2 protein-coding genes are annotated in these 2,540 nt (G+C 53.0%); both read right to left on the bottom strand.

What is annotated here, in order from left to right; all coding sequences use genetic code 11:
- Window positions 1–91: 91 nt before the first annotated feature.
- Window positions 92–823: an IS21-like element helper ATPase IstB gene (gene istB, locus ACRHOZ_RS20810; protein WP_268224373.1), complete on the bottom strand. Its 732-nt coding sequence runs from the start codon at window positions 821–823 to the stop codon at window positions 92–94.
- Window positions 824–843: 20 nt separating this feature from the next.
- Window positions 844–2,388, bottom strand: coding sequence for an IS21 family transposase (istA, locus tag ACRHOZ_RS20805; protein ID WP_163636634.1), 1,545 nt, complete (start codon window positions 2,386–2,388; stop codon window positions 844–846).
- Window positions 2,389–2,540 lie beyond the last annotated feature (152 nt).

The raw sequence follows: 2,540 nt of genomic DNA, 5'->3' as shown, positions 1-2,540 counted from the left end.
TGGATAGGGCGGTCAATGTATACCACCTGCGGCGGATGAAAGTGAGCAGTGCAAATCAAGTGCACGAGATCGACTCATTTTGGTGCTGAAGTTAACGTTTATTTTTAATTTTTTTTCTCATTGATTCCCCTTTTATGTCCACCCTGTGAGCCGAGTGCACCAGCCGGTCAAGGATGGCGTCGGCGATCGTTTTTTCACCGATGACATCGTGCCATGCCTCCACGGGCAGTTGTGAGGCTATAATGGTGGACCTTTTGCCGTGCCTGTCCTCTATGATCTCCATCAAAGAGTGCCTGTTGATGTTGTCCAATGGTTTTAGGCCAAAGTCATCCAGTATGAGCAGGTCCTGTTTTTCAAGTTTTCCAATGAATTTTAGATAGGACCCGTCCGCCTTTGAGGTTTTGAGCAAGGTAAAGAGTTTGGCCGTGTTGAAGTACATGGTCCTGTGCCCCATTGAGCAGGCCTGGTGCCCGATGGCGGAGGCCAGATAGCTCTTGCCGACCCCGGTGCTCCCGGTAATGAGCATATTTTCACCCTTGCGTATAAATCCACAGGAGGCGTAGCGCTGTATCCTGTTCCTGTCGATGTTCCTTCCAGGGCCGTAATCGATGGCCTCCATAACGGCACCGTACCTGAACCTTGCGGCCTTTGTCAGGCGCTCGATCTTGCGGTTGTGCCTATCGTCCCATTCGGACTGTACCAGATAGGCCACCAGTTCATCGTTGGTATAGTCCATGCTCTCGGGCGAGAGGCTGGTGTCAAAGGCCCTGACCATCCCGTGGAGCCTGAGCTGTTTCATCTGTTCCAATGTCTTTGTGTTCATGTTGTCTGTTTTAATGTTTGTCATTTATAATAGTTTCCTCCCCTGATGTTATCGTGGTCCGGGACCTCGGAGGTATCCTCCGGGTCGTCCTCCAGGGTGTCCCACCCTTTTTTCAGTATCCGCTCCACCATGCTGTAATTATAGGCCCCATAGTCCGATGCCCGCCTGCAGGCATTGTCCAGCCGTTGGTTGCCGACCTTCTTGGCCAGGTGCAGTATGCCCATGCAGGATTTATAGGATTGTTCCGGATGTTGTTTCTTGTCGAGTATCCCGATGATGTACCCCTTGCAGTTCTCGCCGATGTGCGCGGCCCAGGAGATGAACTTCTCGCTGCTCCATTCGCTGACGAACCTGTGGTGGGAGGGCATATGTTCCGCTGCGGTGGTATAGCCGTAGCGTTGCCTCTTTCTTTCATGGACGGCCAAACGTTCGTGCCTGTGGTATATCTCCACGAAGCTGTCCGTGTAGACGATCTTCACCTGTTTGCCGATGTGCCTGTAGGGAACACTGTAGTAGTGCTTGTCCCTGCCAAGGTAGATATGGCTGTTCTTGTGGACCGTTCCCTTTGCATAAGATCTTATCTCATATCGTTTCAAGGGAAGGGGACCGAGCTCCGGCACCTCCACTTCCCGGAAGAGGGAACACCTGGAGTATTCCCTTCCCCTGAAGGAAATATTGTTATGGGCCCTTAGCAGTTCCAGGATGGCCCTGTTGATCTCGCCCACACTGTGGAAGGTGCTGTTGCGCAAAGGGGCGAACACCCTGGTATAGACAATGCGCACCGCGTTCTCCACGATGGCCTTGTCCCTTGGCCTGTAGGCCCTTGTCGGCAGCACGGCGGTATCGTAATGCTCCGCAAAATCGGCAAAGGCCTCGTTGACCTTCGGCTCGTAACTGCTGCTCTTGGTGACTGCCGACTTCAGGTTGTCGGTCACCAGGGCACGGGGGACCCCGCCATAGAACCACAGTGCGTTCTCGGTACATCGCATGAAGTCCTCCAGTTTCTGGCTCCGACAGGCCTCCACGTAGGTGTAATGGCTGCTGCCCAGTACGCACAGGTATACCTCGAGTTCCTGGATCTCTCCCGTATATTTGTCCGTTATATGGAGCTTTTTGCCCGTAAAATCGATGAAGAGCTTGTCGCCCGCCTTATGGGTGAAGTGCATCACTGGCGATGTCTCCTTTGTCCATTCACGGTACCAGTACCTGAACTGGGAGAGCTTGAACCCGTCCGGGTGCTTCGCATAATACTCTTCCCAGAGCAACTGGCGCGTGACCCCCGTTTTGCGGAGTTCCTTGTCAAAATAAGGGAAGTACCGCTCTAAGGTCCTCAGCTGTTCGCTCTTGGGCTTTTGGTCCGCCTTGAAGAGCCTGTGGATCTCCTCCAGGGTCATCTCCGAGACCTCGTAGGGCGTCAGCCTGTAGCACTTGAAGAACTCGATGTACTTGGCCACCGTGTTGCGGGAGATGCCAAGTTCCTTGCTGATCCGTCGCTTGCTGGCCCCCTCGCCGTACAATTTGTAAATCCTTTTTGCCTTTCGCATATCTATCTGTTTGTTCGCCATGGTCTTTTTTACAAAAGAAACCATCGCAACACTCAAATAGAATCGATCTTTTTAGTGGCTCACTTTCATCCGCCCCACTATGCTCACTTTGGTCCGCCGCGGGTGGCTCACTTTGACCCGCCGAAGGTGGTATACTATGCCCGTTTTTTGCA

The sequence above is a fragment of the Flagellimonas flava genome (assembly GCF_050617915.1).
GTDB classification, from domain to species: Bacteria; Bacteroidota; Bacteroidia; order Flavobacteriales; family Flavobacteriaceae; genus Flagellimonas; species Flagellimonas flava_A.
The sequence above is the reverse complement of the archived record's forward strand: the minus strand, read 5'-3'. Positions and strand labels throughout refer to the sequence as shown.